Below are 13,937 nucleotides of genomic sequence, written 5' to 3'. Positions count from 1 at the left end.
GTCATGCACAGCGAGGCGCCAAAGGGGAGCTTCGGCCGCCATCGCAAAATCATGCCGTTCGAGCCGGGTTCGATCGAGGCGTTGCGCGAGGACTCCCGCCAGAAGGCGGCCTCGCTGAACCAGCATGTGCTGGGCTATGGCATGCAAGCAGAAGCTGAATGGGCAGCGGCAGGCATTGCCGCGCCCGATCTGCCGGCGATGCGAAAGTACCGGCTGGAACGCATCCGCGCCGAGCTGAAACGGCGCGGCTATGCCGGCGCCCTGCTCTACGATCCCGTCAACATCCGCTACGCCACCGACAGCACCAACATGCAGCTCTGGGTCGCGCACAATCCGACGCGGCATTGTTTCGTCGCCACCGAAGGGCCGGTGGTGTTGTTCGATTATTTTTCCTGCGAGCACCTGTCCGATCATTCCGGCGTCGTCGACGAGGTGCGGCCGGCCGTGTCGTGGATGTATCTCTACAGCGGCGAGCTGACGGAGCAGAAGGTAAGCCGCTGGGCCGCCGGCATCGCAGATCTGGTGAAGGAACATGGCGGCGGCAACAGCCGTATCGCCGTCGATCACATTAATCCGGAAGGTGTCGAGGAACTGGCTCGTCGCGGCGTCACCATCGGCAATGGCGAAGCGGTGATGGAGAACGCCCGGTTGATCAAATCGCCGGACGAAATCCTGGCCATGCGCCGCGCCATTGTCGCCTGCGAGGCGGCGATGGGCGAGATGGAGCAGGCGCTGAAGCCCGGCATTTCCGAAAACGAGCTATGGGCCGAACTGCATCGCGGCAACATCGCGCGCGGCGGCGAGTGGATCGAGACCCGGCTGCTGGCGTCAGGTCCGCGCACCAATCCGTGGTTCCAGGAATGCTCGTCGCGCATCGTTGAGGCAGGAGACCTCGTCGCTTTCGACACCGACCTGATCGGCCCCTACGGCTTCTGCGCCGACCTGTCACGCACCTGGCTTTGCGGCGATGCGCAACCATCAAACGAACAGCACGACCTGTTCCGCATTGCTGCCGACCAGATCGCCCACAACACCGCTCTGATGCAGCCCGGCATATCCTTCCGCGACCTCGTCGAACGCTCGGCGGTGCCGCCCGGCGATTGCTTCCCGACGCGTTACGGCGTGCTCTATCACGGAGTCGGACTGGCCGACGAATACCCGACCTTGCCGCATGCCAGCGACTGGACGTCAGACACGCCCGATGGCGTTCTGGAACCGGGAATGGTGCTGTGCGTGGAAAGCTATATCGGCAGGCTCGGCGGGCGCGAGGGCGTCAAGATCGAGGAGCAGATCCTGATCACCGCGACCGGCAACCAGCAGCTTTCAACCTACCCGTTGGATGCGAGGCTGCTCGGCTAATCCGGCAAGCGCTTCGCGCATTGCCCGGACCGTCTTTTCCGGCGTCGCTGCGGCTGTAATGAACGGCAGGCCCTTGCGCCGCGCCGTCCAGCCAACGACCACCACCTTCTGCGCCGCAGGCTCGAAACGCTGCGCCAGCGCCCAGCTCTCGCAGTCGATGGCTGCGACATCCGCCCTGCCCTCGGCGACGGCGACGATCGAGCCGCGGTGGCCGCCGCTTTCGCTGCGCGACGAAAAGACATCAAGGCTTTCGCCCAGTGTCTCCAGATCGCGCGTCAGCCCGATGAAGCCCGACATGGAATCGCGGCTGTTGAAGGTGAAGCGCTTGCCACGGATCAAATCAAGCGGGAGGAAGGGGCTGCCATCGGCGGGCGATCGAGCCTCAGGCCCCTCGCCTGTGCGCATCACCAGCGCGCTGGAATAGAGCTCGCCTTGCCCACCCTCATAAGCGTCGTAGCTTGGCTGGCCAACCACCTGCACATGCCTGGACAAGCCAAGCTCCATCGGCCCCCAGCAGGTCTGCGCGAACAACAGCGCCGGATGCAGCCAAAGCTTGTGATAGTCGAGTTCGTCTGGCGGCAGGGTCGCGGGATCTGGCGCGATCGATGCACCGGCAGCATCCCTGATACCGCCCGGCACCGCCGGCAGATCGCCATTGCGGCGCACGATGGTCTGCGGCGCGTCGACCCCCCTCAGCCCGAAGGCATCGCGCAAGCGTGCCCATTGCGCGTCGACCTCGCCGCGCACTTCGGGCCAGTCATACATAGGCAACGCTACAACCAATTCGCTCATGCCGACATTCAATCATCATGTCTGGAGAAAGGATCGCAAGAACGCGGCGTCCAATCAGAATTGGCCGACACGGACCCCGGATGCCCGAAATTATTCCTTGGGCGGCTCGGCGGGAACTGGCGCACTGCCAAGCCCGCTGATGCTGCGCGCCCTGACGCGCGGCTTGAAGGCCCTGCCCGGTTCGGCTTGACGCCGCAGAACCGGATGCACGATCGGCTCCTTCGCCTTGAAGGCGTAAGCCTTGATCAGCGCGAAATAGTTCGGATAGGCGTAGCCATTGTTCATCCGCAGCCATTCGTCACGGCGGTCGCGAAACAGTTTTGGCAGCCGATACCAGGCCACCGTCGGGCTCTTGTGGTGGACGAAATGCAGATTGTTGTTGAGGAACAGGAAGGACAGCGGCGAGCGCTCGACGATCACCGTGCGTCCCTCTGGATGCTCCGACCATTGATGCTCGGCAAAAGTGCGGATCGAGATCAGCGACTGGCCGAGCCACACCGGCACCAGGATGTAGAGCCACAGTGGAATGCCAAAGCCGAACTGCACGATCGGCAGCACGATTGCGAGGCCGATGGCGTGCAGCAACCATGCCTTGCGGATCGCCTTGTCGCCGGCGGCCATCTGCTTGGCGTCGTCGATGAAGAAGCCAACGCAGGACAGCCACGGCCCAAGCACGAAGCGGCCGGCCATGGTGTTGTTGATCTTCAGCAGGAATTTCATCAGCGGCGGCAAATCGTCATGCTGCCAGAGCGCCTGGTAATAGCTCTCGGGATCGTCCAGCGGATCGGTCAGCCGTTCGTCGGCGTGGTGGCGCAGATGAATGGTCTTGAAGCGGCGGAACGGCCAGACCAGCCCGATCGGCAGGAAGACAAACGCTTCGTTGAGCTGCGCGTTGCGGGTCGGATGACCGTGCAGCACTTCGTGCATGATCGAGGATTGCAATGCAGCGGTGACGGCCAGGATGGCAAGCGCCAAAAGCGGATAGGAAGGCCAGATCAAAAAGCCGGTGACGAGCCATAGTGCGTAACAGAAGAAAGCGAGAACCACGGTCGGCCATTCGATGGCCGGTGCGCCGCTTCGTCTCTTACCCATGCTTGTCATGCGATCGACCACTGCCTTTCAGTCGTCGGAACCATTTTGATTCCTGACAGCATTGTGTCAGGAGCCTCGGGTTGCTGCAACGCGACAAAGCGCACAAACTGTTGCGATTGCGCATTTTAAGCCGCATATGTTATCTATTGTAAACAAGCTTAGGGATTCATTTACGCCTGAGGCGCGGTCTCGGCAGCTTCGGCGCAAATTTTTCCTCCAACTGCTGGAGCAAAGCGCATGGACAAGCGCGACCTGTCGACGATCTTTCGCGAGCGCCTGAAGATGCTCCTGACAAGGTCCGACCTGAACCAGTCGGCCTTCGCGGCCGCGGTCGGTATCGACCGCTCGGCGCTGTCGCAGTTGCTATCGGGCGCTTCCACCCGCCTGCCCCGCGCCGAAACGCTGCTCAACATCGCCGCCGAGTTCAAGGTGTCGCTCGACTGGCTGCTCGGACTGAGTCAGGACGAAGGCGTCACCGGCGAAATCCGCGAGAGCCTGGAGATCGAGGAAGCGACCGGCGGTTTCGACCGCACCTTGCTGGCCAGATGGCATTCGGAGGCCGCCGGCACAAAAATCCGCTACGTGCCGGCCGGCATTCCCGACCTTTTGCGCACCGAGGCGCTGGTCGAATACGAAGCCGGCATCACCAACAAGAGCCGTGAGGCGCAGGCCGGCGAAACGCAATACCGCATCGACTACAATCGGCGGCCGGAAACCGACATGGAAGTCTGCATGCCGCGCCACACCCTCGAAATCTTTGCGCGCGGGCTGGGCGTGTGGGATCGTTTCCCGGAGGCCGACCGCCACCAGCAGCTTCTGCACATGGCGACGCTGCTCGACGACCTCTATCCCACCTTCCGTCTGTTTCTCTACGACGGGCGGATGCGCTATTCGATCCCCTACACCATTTTTGGGCCCTATCGCGCCGCGATCTATGTCGGCGACATGTACCTGGTGCTCAACGCGACCCAGCCGATCCAGACGCTGACCCGCCATTTCGACAATCTGATCCGCGCCGCCGACATCAATGCGCATGAAGCCGCCGGCTTCGCGCATAAGCTCGCCGAAATGCGATTTTGACCATCGGTTGGGTCGTCCGACATTGACTAGACATAAAGAGTTCTTTATATCCTTATCTCAATAGAGATGTCCCGGAAGGCGTTTTCCACCATGACCAACCCGATTGACGCGCTGCTTGCCGAAAAGGGTATTCTGCTGGCCGATGGCGCCACCGGCACCAATCTGTTCGCCATGGGCCTCGAGGCCGGCGAAGCGCCCGAGCTGCTGAACGAGACCGCGCCCGACACCATCACCAGCCTGCATCAGAATTTCGTCGACGCCGGCGCCGACATCATCCTGACCAATTCCTTCGGCGGCACTCGCCACCGGCTGAAGCTGCACCATGCGCAGGACCGCGTTCATGTGCTGAACAAGCGCGCCGCCGAGATCGCCCGCGCCGTTGCCGACAAGGCCGGGCGCAAAGTCATCGTCGCCGGCTCGGTCGGCCCGACCGGCGAATTGCTGGTGCCGCTCGGCGCCATGACCTATGACGAGGCAGTTGATGCCTTTGCCGAACAAATCGAGGGCTTGAAGGAAGGCGGCGCCGAAGTCGCCTGGATCGAAACCATGTCGGCGCCGGACGAAATCCGCGCTGCCGCCGAAGCCGCCATCCGCGTTGGCCTGCCCTACACCTATACCGGTTCCTTCGACACTGCCGGCCGCACCATGATGGGGCTGTTGCCAAAGGATATCCACGGCGTCGTCGACGGACTTTCGCAGCGCCCGCTTGGCGTCGGCGCCAATTGCGGTGTCGGCGCGTCCGACATCCTGGCTTCGCTGCTCGACATGACCGAGGCGAAGCCGGAAGCGACGGTCATCGTCAAGGGCAATTGCGGCATTCCGGAATTCCGTGGCACCGAAATCCACTATTCCGGCACGCCCGAACTGATGGCCGACTATGTCAGGCTGGCGGTCGATGCCGGCGCCAAAATCGTCGGCGGCTGCTGCGGCACCTCGTTCCAGCACCTTGCCGCGATGCGCAAGGCGCTCGACGCACACACCAAGGCGGATCGGCCGACTGTTGCGGCGATTGTCGAGCGCATCGGCCCGATGCGCAACAAGGTGGCGACGGAAAACACCGCCGAGACCAGCGAAGCCCGCCGCGAGCGGCGGCGCAGCCGGGCTTGATATTTTCGGCTATTCGCTGTTTTCGGCGTAGCGGGACAGCGCCGTGTTGAAATCGGTGCCGGCGCTGTTGGCATCGCCGCCCATCGTCACCAACGCACCCGATGTGCCGGGATCGGTGATCTGCTCGAGCATGACGCGGAAGCGGTCGTTGTGCAGCGCCGACATGGCGGTTTGGCGGGCGGCATTGACGTCATCCATCATGCGCCGGGATTCGGGCGACGCTGTCGGCCCGGGCGCTTGCACATCCCTTGCCGATGGCAGTGTGGTCGCGATGTTCCTGATCAGCAATTGCGGCCCCCTCAAGCCCAAACGTGACTTGTTACATAGCAAGAGGAAATTGCGATCGGGTGGCGGAAATCTCGCGCAATTTAACGATTCCGCACATAGGCGAGACCAGAGTCGATTTTCGCCAGGAGCACGCAGATGCGCCGCACCAAAAAAAGGCCGGCAAGGGAAGAACCCTCGCCGGCCTGCCTCACCCGCCCATAGGCCGGTTTCCCGTGTCAGAACGATCCCATCTGAAAGAAACCGGCCGTCATCGCCACTACCGGTTGCCGCCGAGCGCCGAGGCAAGGCGCACGAGCGAAAGGAACTCTGACCTGTACCCAAACGGGTCGGCTCCTCGGGCGGCAGTGGCAATCTCCATGATCTTGTCGTAACCGAACTTCGCGGTCGCATCCTCGTCGCGCAGCTTCTGGCCGAAGGCGGCGACAGCGACGGAGAAACGCTGGTCAGTGCTGGCTTCGTCGAAGGACGATACCTCGTTGGCGGAGGTCACCGGCGTGGTGATCAGCTTCGAAATGTCTTCGTTCGGCAGCTTGTAGCGGATCTTGACGAAGGCATATTCGTCCGCATTGGCGACACCGCCATTGTTCACCGTCGCCTGGCCATAGCGCAGCGGATCGATCTGCTCGCCGCCACTGCCCTTGGGCGTGATCTCGTAGACCGCGGTGACCGAATGGCCGGAGCCGATATCGCCGGCATCGACGCGGTCATTGTTGAAGTCCTCGCGGTTGAGCGCCCGGGTCTCATAGCCAATCAGGCGGTATTCCGAGACCTTGTCCGGGTTGAACTCGACCTGGATCTTCACGTCCTTGGCGATGGTAAACAGCGTCGACGACGCATCCTCGACCAGCACCTTCTCGGCCTCGGCGAGCGTGTCGATATAGGCGGCGGTGCCGTTGCCGTTCTGCGCGATGGTCTGCATCATCTGGTCGTTCAGATTGCCGCGGCCGAAACCGAAGACCGACAGGAAGACGCCAGTCTTGCGCTCGCTCTCGATCAACCGCTTCAGGTCGTCGTCATCAGTCTGGCCGACATTGAAGTCGCCATCGGTCGCCAGCATCACGCGGTTGACGCCGTCCTTGACGAAGGATTGCTGGGCAAGCTTGTAGGCTTCCTTGATGCCCGCCTCGCCGGCCGTCGAGCCGCCCGGCTGCAAATTGTCGATGGCGTTGAGGATCTTGTCCTTCTCGGTGACCTTGGTCGGCATCAGCACGGTGCCGGCCTCACCCGCATAGGTGACTATCGAGATGGTGTCGTCCGCCTTGAGCTTGCTGACCAGCAGCCGGAACGCCGACTTGAGCAGCGGCAGCTTGTCCGGCTCGTCCATCGAGCCCGATACATCAATCAGGAACACCAGATTGGCCTTGGGCTGCTCGACCGGCTTGACGTCAAAGCCCTTGATGGCGACGTGCATCAGCTTGGTGTGCGTGTTCCACGGCGTCGGCATGACGCTGACGGTCGAGTTGAACGGCGTCGATGCCGAGTCCGGCCCCTTCCAGTCATAGGGGAAGTAGTTGACCATCTCCTCGACGCGCACCGTGTCGGCCTGCGGCAGGTAGCCCTGCTTCAGCGAGCTGCGCACGAAAGAATAGGAAGCCGTGTCGACGTCGATCGAGAAGGTCGAGACCGGATCTTCGAGTGCTGCATGCACCGGGTTGGTTTTGAAATCCTCGACGCGGTCGCGGTTTTCCTCTTGCGGCAACAACTGATCGGCCGGCGCGGTTGCCGGCTGCGGCGCCATCAGCTTGGACTCGGCTGTTGTGCCCTGCACGCGACCAAACCGCGCCGTGTTGTCGGCCATGGGCTGGCTCGCACCACCATCCAGCGCGAACTCGCCGCTAGGCGCCGGCGCCGGCTCGGCCAAACCACGCGACAGGGCGTCCTGCTGCGCCAGACCGCTAGCGACGGTCGACTCGGATTTCGGCGGCGAGGCTGGTTTATCGAGCGCCACGCTGGCGTCACGGCTTTCGCTGTCGGCGTCGGCCTTCTTCTGCTTGTCGCCTTCGGCAACAGGCTCCTGCTTGACCGTCGCCAGCCCGTTGGTCGCCGGCCCATTGGTCGCGGGTTTGTCGGCCAGCGTTTCGGTGATCTTCTCGTCCCCGGCGAATTTGGAAGGCTGCTCCTGCAACATATGGAAGGTGGCGTATCCGGCGATCGGCAGGGCGACGAGCCCGGCAATGGCCGGCGTGGCGTAAAGTTTCTTTTGCATGATCTCGCTCCAGAGCTTTTGTGCTCGCTCTGTGAGACGAAGCCCGGCAGCCGATCCTTGGGTGGCAGGTGAAGTTTTTTCTTCCAGATCATAGGCGCGCATGGCGGCGGTGAAGGCGCGGGCCTTCGCGTCGCTGTCCGGCGCCGGCACTGCTGCGTCGCGCAGCCTGTTGAGTTCGTTGTCGTCGACCATGGTCACACTTCCCCGGCTGCGCGCATGAGCACTTTCAGCCGTTTCTTCGCTTCATGGATGTGCCAGGAAACCGTCGTCTCCGAGATTGCCATCGCCTCGGCGGCGGCCGCATGGTTCAAGCCTTCGCCATAGACCAGCAGCACCGCGTCGCGCTGCTTGTCGGGCAGCTTTCGCACCGCCGCCCACAGCGCCTCCGCCGGGTCTTCGGGCTCGGCCGATGCCTCGCCCGATATCATGCTGTAGGCGCCGTAGGCTTCGGTCTTGACGTTTTCGCGCGTGGTCTTGCGCATCATGTCGCGCGCCGCGTTCAGCGTCATGGTGTAGAGCCAGGTCGTGAAGGCGCCGCTGCCATGATAGTCACGGATCGCCCGGCCAAGCCGGACGCAGACTTCCTGGGCGATATCCTCGGCGTCGGCCTTCTTTCCGCACCAGCGATAGGCAGCGCGATAGACAAAGTTGTAGTGCCTTTCGAGCAATTTGCCGAAGGCACCCCTGTCTCCGCCCTTCGCCCGCCCGATCAGATCGGCGTCGGAGGCTTCGCTTTCATCCAGCATCATCGCCATCATTTGCCTGTTGGACGAAGGCTAATGGCCAATCCTTGGGGTTATGGAAAGAAATTTTTCGGGAGCAACGGATTCGGGTGCGCAACAGGTGTGTTGAGATTCAGGTCAGGCCGAGCCGAGGATGGTGGGTTCCGAGAACCGGAGCGGAGCGTACTTCAGTACGTGAGCACCGGCCTACGCCGGCCGTAGCCTTGGCTGCCACAATCCTTCATGAGTGCTTCGGCCGGCGAAGGCCGGAAGCGCAGGAGACCATGGCTCGCAGGCCGGCCTCACCTGAATATCAGCACACCTGGCCCGCGACCCAGCCCGACGACCATGCCCATTGGAAGTTATAACCGCCCAGCCAACCCGTGACATCGACGACCTCGCCGATGAAAAACAGGCCGGGCACCCATTTCGCCTGCATCGTCTTCTGGTCGAGCGCGTTGGTATCGACGCCGCCAAGCGTCACTTCGGCGGTGCGGTAGCCCTCGGAGCCGGCCGGCTTGATGCGCCAGTCGTTGACGGCGGCATCGACGGTTTTCATCTGCAGGTCCGTCAAATCGGCAAGATTGCCGTCGATCCCGGTGCGCTCGGCGACGGCCTGTGCAAGACGCTTCGGCAGATGGTTTGCCAGCACCGTCTGCACCGCCTGTCTGCCGTTGACGCGCCGTGCCACGCGAAGCAGCTCGGCGATATCCACCCCGGGCAGCATGGCGATGTGGATCTCGTCGCCCTCGCGCCAGTAGGACGATATTTGCAGGATGGAGGGTCCACTCAAGCCCCGATGCGTGAACAGCATCGCCTCCGAAAACCGCGTCTTGCCGCAAGCGACTTCGGCGTCGACGGCATTGCCGGCCAGCGGCGCAAGCCGCTCGAGCGTCCTTGCGTCGAAGGTCAGCGGCACCAAAGCCGGGCGGGTTTCGGCCACGGCCACGCCGAACCGCGCCGCCAGTTCGTAGCCAAAGCCCGACGCACCCATTTTTGGGATCGACTTGCCGCCGCACGCCACGACCAGCGATCGGCAGGCGACCGTGCCGGTGGAGAGCGCCAGGACAAAGCCTTCCGCGCTTTTCTCGACATTCCGGACCTCGGTCGACAGTACCAGTTCGACACCGCGGTCCTGCATTTCCTGGACCAGCATGTCGATGATCAGGCGTGCCGAGCCATCGCAGAACAGCTGTCCCAGCGTCTTCTCGTGATAGGCGATGCCGTGGCGTTCGACGAGCGCGATGAAATCGCGCTGTGTGTAGCGGCTCAGCGCCGAGATGCAGAAATGCGGATTGCCCGAGAGGAAGTTCTTCGGGCTCGTGTGGATGTTGGTGAAATTGCACCGGCCACCGCCCGAGATGCGGATTTTTTCGCCTGGCTTTGCCGCGTGATCGAGCACCAGAACCGAACGGCCGCGCTTGCCGGCCTCGATGGCGCACATCATTCCGGCGGCACCCGCGCCGATCACCACCACATCATAGGATTGCATCAGGCCAATCGTTCCCGCTCGACCGGCGCCGATTTAGCAGGTCGCGCCAATCGTGCAGTCTCTACCCGTTCGATACGACTGCAGGCAACGCCTCGATCAGCGTTTAGATCAGCGTCTCGGCAAACAGCGTTGTCAATCGTTTCCAGTGGCGCTCCGCGCCGGTCGCGTTGAAGACGCTGTGATCCGACACGCACCAGCCATGCGCCATGCCGGCATAGTTTTCGATGGCGTGGTCGACTTCCGCCACGCGCAGCGCCTCGGCCAGTCGCGCCGACTGCTCCGGCGGAAAGCTGCGGTCGACGCCGGCAACGCCGACATAGACGCGCGCCTTGATCGAGGCCGCCTTGCGGTGCGGGCTGTCGGCATTGTCGCCGGCCAGATTGCCGCCGTGGAAGCTGGCGGCGGCCTTTATCCGGTCGGGATAGGTTGCTGCCGCATTCAATGCCCGGGCGCCGCCCATGCAATAGCCGACAGTGCCGACTGGCCCGGTGACGCCTTCTCGCGTGAGCGCATCGAGGAATGCGCCGCTGTCGCGAATGGTCATGTCCTGCGTCGTGCCGTGCACCAACGCCATCAGCGCAGCTTTCGTCTCCTCAACAACGAAAGCGGTCTTGGCCTCGAACGGCCCATAGGGCGCATTGCGATAGAGGAGGTCCGGCACCAGCACCGCATAGCCCTCGCCCGCAAGCCTCTCCGCCATCTGGTCGAGTGCCGGCCGCGGACCGAAGGCATCCATATAGAGAATGATGCCGGCCTTGGACGAGGAAGCGGCTCCCGAGCGAAAAAGCCCGGCTTTGGCTACGCCGTCGCTGGTCTTGATCTCAATGTCCTGCTTCGCCATCGCCCGCTCCGTTGCCTGTCGTGCGATACATATCCGCGGGCGTTCTCAGGGCAAGCCATTCCCTGAGCCTTGCGTTCAAGATTTCGTGCGGCGTTGAGGTGCGAGCTACAGGCCGGCAAAGCTCGCCATGTGAAAGGCCTGAATGTCCGGGGGATAGCGATAGGCCGTGCCATAGGGACAGGCGTTGCGGTCGAGGCAGCCGCCGCTGCGGCACGGTTCGCCATTCGCTCCCCGCACATGCGCCCGGCAGGTCTCATAGGCGAAACCATCCGCGGAATAGGCGTCGACCGGACAGGATTTCAAACAGGGTTTTTCGACACATGCGTCGCAAAGGTGAATCACCTCGCGAGGTTCTGGAAGCGCCATCTCGTCCTCGAACAGCAAGGCACCGCGATAGGCATGCCAGAGCCCGTATTGCGGATGCATGAGAATGCCGAGCGGCGACGGCTTCAGCCCCTCCGCCCGCATCGCCCATTGCTGGAACGGCAGATACGGCCTGTCCGAAGGCGAAACGGCGCGCGCCCCGAATTTTTCCGCCACCGCGCCGATCACCTCGCGTGACCACGTATCGAGCGGATTGGCGATGGGCTGGTTCTCCCGCCACCTCAAAAAGTGCGGCCAAGGTGCCGCACCGGCCTGCCCCACCAGCAGCACGGACTTGATCGGAGCGCCGGAGAGGCCGGTTGGCGGCGTTTCGCCTGAAACAAAATTGAAGCCACCCCGAAGGATAAGGCCGTGGGCGGAAAGCGCCGTCGCTATTTCCTCAACGGCGCGCAACGATCATCCCTTCTTGTCGGGGTCGGAGAAAGCGCTCCGCCAGACTTCCTTGTGGATGATGTTGGCGACTTTAGCCCCGCCTGACTCGGGCTCCTTTCAAGTGAAGGCGTCAGCCATCGACGCCTTCTTGGTCGCGATGTAATCCTTCAGTCCGTCGTCGATGCCCGGATCGAGATACGGCGCCTCGTAGGTCTCCAGCCAGCGGCGGGCGAGTTCGTTGGCGCGCTGCGGCGCTGTCTTTTCGCCTTCAGCCAGCCACTGCTCATAGGAATTGTTGTCGGCGATGTTGGAGCGGTAGAAGGCGGTCTGGAAATTGGCCTGCGTGTGATCGCAGCCGAGATAGTGGCTACCCGGACCGACCTGGCGGATGGCATCCATCGCCTGGCCGTTTTCCGACAGGTCGACGCCTTCGGAAAACTTTTGCGTCATGCCGAGCTGGTCGATGTCCATCATGAACTTTTCGTAGCAGGAGGCGAGCCCGCCCTCGAGCCAGCCGGCCGAATGCAGCACGAAGTTGGTGCCGGCAAGAATGGTCGAGTTCAGTGTGTTGGCGCTTTCATAGGCCGCCTGCGCATCCGGGATTTTCGAGGCGCAGAGCGAGCCGCCGGTACGGAACGGCAGGCCGAGCCGGCGCGCAAGCTGTGCCGCGCCGTAAGAAACCAGCGACGGTTCCGGCGTGCCGAAGGTCGGCGCGCCCGACTGCATCGAGATCGACGAGGCAAACGTGCCGAACAGCACCGGAGCGCCCGGCCGGATCAATTGCGTGAACGATGCGCCGGCCAGCACTTCGGCCAGAACCTGCGTCAGCGTGCCGGCGACCGTCACCGGGCTCATCGCGCCGGCAAGGATGAACGGGGTGACGATGCAGGCCTGGTTGTGGCGCGAATAGACTTTCAGCGCGCCGAGCATGGTTTCGTCGAACACCATCGGCGAGTTGGCGTTGATCAGGCTGGTCAGCACGGTGTTGTTTTCGACAAAGTCGTCGCCGAACACGATCTTGGCCATGGCGACGGTGTCTTCGGCGCGCTCCGGCGCGGTCACCGAGCCCATGAACGGCTTGTCCGAATATTTGATGTGGCTGTAGATCATGTCGAGGTGGCGTTTGTTGACCGGCACGTCGACCGGCTCGCACACCGTGCCGCCCGAATGGTGGATCGACGGCGCCATATAGGCGAGCTTCACGAAATTGCGGAAATCCTCGATCGTCGCGTAGCGCCTGACGCCATCGAGATCGCGCACGAAGGGCGGGCCGTAGACCGGCGCGAAGACCGTGGCGTTGCCGCCGATCTGCACCGAGCGCTCGGCGTTGCGGGCATGCTGGGTGTAGATGGGCGGCGCCGTCTTCAGCAGCGAACGGCAAAGGCCCTTGGGAAAATGCACGCGCTCGCCCTTGACGTCGGCGCCAGCCTCTTTCCACAGCTGCAACGCCTCGGCGTCGTCGCGAAAGATGATGCCGATCTCTTCGAGCACCGTGTCGGTGTTCTTCTCGATCAGCGCCAGGCCTTCCTCGTTCAGCACCTCATAGACGTTGATCTTGCGCTTGATGTAGGTGAGCTGGGTGCCGGGGCCGCCGCCCGAACGTGCCGCGCGCCTTGCAGCAGCGCCGCCGCTGGCAGCGCGTCCGCGCCGTGCGTTTGACGCTTCCTGATCGACTGGCGCGTTCTCACTCATGATCGTTCTTCCCTGAAACCTTGAAAACCGTTGCGGCCGCGTCTTGCGGCATCTGGCCGGATCGTAGCCATGCACCCTATTCGAAACGGCCCGCCAGCGCCAACGCCTGTCGCAAAATCGACAAGAAAACCAATAGATTTCCAGTCGCTTTCCTTTTGCGGGAAGTCGCAAATCAGCTATGGATCGATGCCTGTAGCGGGTTAGGTATTGAAATGATATTTGAGGCCTCGCATTGCATCCGCGTGGCAGGGAGCTGAATTAAAAATGGCCGACGACGAGATCATCCTTTCCGAGCTTTCCGACGACGAGTTGGTGCAGCAGATGCACGACGACCTCTATGACGGGTTGAAGGAAGAGATCGAGGAAGGCACCAACATCCTGCTCGAGCGCGGCTGGGTGCCCTACAAGGTGCTGACCGAGGCACTGGTCGAAGGCATGCGCATCGTTGGCGAGGATTTTCGCGACGGCATCCTGTTCGTCCCCGAAGTGCTGTTGTCCGCCAACGCGATG

At 62.8% G+C, this 13,937-nt stretch carries 13 protein-coding genes; 4 read left to right on the top strand and 9 right to left on the bottom strand.

What is annotated here, in order from left to right:
- Positions 1-3: 3 nt before the first annotated feature.
- Entirely contained in the window at positions 4-1,359 is a 1,356-nt protein-coding gene (locus AC1DX6_RS12585) for a M24 family metallopeptidase (RefSeq protein WP_477315085.1), read from the top strand.
- On the opposite strand, the gene AC1DX6_RS12580 is transcribed toward AC1DX6_RS12585, so the two are convergent.
- Both AC1DX6_RS12580 and AC1DX6_RS12575 read right to left on the bottom strand, forming a co-directional pair.
- The gene (locus tag AC1DX6_RS12580) at positions 1,324-2,151 is read right to left on the bottom strand and encodes a phosphate/phosphite/phosphonate ABC transporter substrate-binding protein (protein ID WP_477313744.1); all 828 of its coding nucleotides are present in this window, start codon (positions 2,149-2,151) and stop codon (positions 1,324-1,326) included. The two genes, AC1DX6_RS12585 and AC1DX6_RS12580, sit on opposite strands and share 36 nt — an antisense overlap.
- A 90-nt stretch (positions 2,152-2,241) precedes the next feature.
- Positions 2,242-3,252, bottom strand: a complete 1,011-nt coding sequence (locus AC1DX6_RS12575; RefSeq protein WP_477313742.1) for a fatty acid desaturase — start codon at positions 3,250-3,252, stop codon at positions 2,242-2,244.
- A 228-nt stretch (positions 3,253-3,480) separates the two neighbouring features.
- On the opposite strand from AC1DX6_RS12575, the gene AC1DX6_RS12570 reads away from it, so the two are divergent.
- Complete coding sequence (locus tag AC1DX6_RS12570) at positions 3,481-4,323, top strand: helix-turn-helix domain-containing protein (RefSeq protein ID WP_477247795.1); 843 nt, start codon at positions 3,481-3,483, stop codon at positions 4,321-4,323.
- A gap of 90 nt (positions 4,324-4,413) precedes the next feature.
- Positions 4,414-5,430: a betaine--homocysteine S-methyltransferase gene (bmt, locus tag AC1DX6_RS12565; RefSeq protein ID WP_477313740.1), complete on the top strand. Its 1,017-nt coding sequence runs from the start codon at positions 4,414-4,416 to the stop codon at positions 5,428-5,430.
- Between the two features lie 9 nt (positions 5,431-5,439).
- On the opposite strand, the gene AC1DX6_RS12560 is transcribed toward bmt, so the two are convergent.
- From AC1DX6_RS12560 to AC1DX6_RS12530, 7 genes are all read right to left on the bottom strand, one after another.
- On the bottom strand, positions 5,440-5,718 hold the full coding sequence (locus AC1DX6_RS12560; RefSeq protein WP_477313738.1) for a hypothetical protein: 279 nt from the start codon (positions 5,716-5,718) through the stop codon (positions 5,440-5,442).
- Positions 5,719-5,974: 256 nt separating this feature from the next.
- Positions 5,975-8,116: a vWA domain-containing protein gene (locus AC1DX6_RS12555; RefSeq protein ID WP_477313736.1), complete on the bottom strand. Its 2,142-nt coding sequence runs from the start codon at positions 8,114-8,116 to the stop codon at positions 5,975-5,977.
- Between the two features lie 2 nt (positions 8,117-8,118).
- The gene (locus AC1DX6_RS12550; RefSeq protein ID WP_477313734.1) at positions 8,119-8,679 is read right to left on the bottom strand and encodes an RNA polymerase sigma factor; all 561 of its coding nucleotides are present in this window, start codon (positions 8,677-8,679) and stop codon (positions 8,119-8,121) included.
- A gap of 280 nt (positions 8,680-8,959) precedes the next feature.
- A complete protein-coding gene (locus AC1DX6_RS12545) occupies positions 8,960-10,138 on the bottom strand; it encodes a BaiN/RdsA family NAD(P)/FAD-dependent oxidoreductase (protein WP_477313732.1) in 1,179 nt (392 codons plus the stop codon).
- Between the two features lie 103 nt (positions 10,139-10,241).
- Positions 10,242-10,979, bottom strand: coding sequence for a dienelactone hydrolase family protein (locus tag AC1DX6_RS12540; protein WP_477313730.1), 738 nt, complete (start codon positions 10,977-10,979; stop codon positions 10,242-10,244).
- Positions 10,980-11,084: 105 nt separating this feature from the next.
- Positions 11,085-11,756, bottom strand: a complete 672-nt coding sequence (locus AC1DX6_RS12535) for a hypothetical protein (protein WP_477313728.1) — start codon at positions 11,754-11,756, stop codon at positions 11,085-11,087.
- A 96-nt stretch (positions 11,757-11,852) separates the two neighbouring features.
- Positions 11,853-13,427 carry a trimethylamine methyltransferase family protein gene (locus AC1DX6_RS12530; protein ID WP_477247778.1) on the bottom strand — a complete coding sequence of 525 codons (1,575 nt, stop codon included), beginning with the start codon at positions 13,425-13,427 and terminating at the stop codon, positions 11,853-11,855.
- Positions 13,428-13,691: 264 nt separating this feature from the next.
- On the opposite strand from AC1DX6_RS12530, the gene AC1DX6_RS12525 reads away from it, so the two are divergent.
- Positions 13,692-13,937: B12-binding domain-containing protein (locus AC1DX6_RS12525; RefSeq protein ID WP_477313726.1), on the top strand; the 246-nt coding region annotated here is incomplete at its 3' end.

It is taken from the genome of Mesorhizobium sp. P2_C4, assembly GCF_056404575.1.
This window is presented reverse-complemented; position numbering and strand designations above follow the sequence as displayed.